This window comes from Bradyrhizobium sp. LeoA1Lang (genome assembly GCF_055413685.1).
Map to the genome: position 1 here is coordinate 1 of NZ_JBVAPG010000520.1, position 429 is coordinate 429.

Consider the following 429-nt stretch of genomic DNA (forward strand, 5'->3'; position numbering starts at 1 on the left):
CCAGCCGGTGTGATATCTCTCGTCATGGCGTTGCTCTCCTTTGTGGAATCAGCACCCCGAGCCTACCGGCTCAAGGTGGGCAACGCCGACCTCTTCAGTAATTCAACAGAACCCGGGACATCCCCCCATACAACACGGCGAACAATGCGAAATACGTGTTGCCACGCTCGATCGTACCACCATGGTTCGGGAGCGCCTTGGCAAGGGCGAGCAACCGAGTGGCTGTGTCTGTGTCGAAGATAAATGGCGTGCGCTGATACCTTCCGCGACGCGGCGGTGATCTCAGCGGTGTCTGGGCGAGCTTCCCGTGATCGACGAGATACGAAAGCAGTCGTCCCACCGTAGAGCGCAGGTGATTATAGCTTCTTGGCCGCGATCGCGGACGCGAGAGAAGAAACTCATCCACCAGTTCCGGGGTTACCTCACTAA

The 429-nt window shown here is 58.0% G+C and carries 1 pseudogene; it reads right to left on the minus strand.

Annotation, left to right across the window (positions count from 1 at the left end):
- Nucleotides 1–94: 94 nt before the first annotated feature.
- Nucleotides 95–429 (minus strand): annotated as a pseudogene (locus ACZYOF_RS44375) (tyrosine-type recombinase/integrase); the annotation flags it as partial.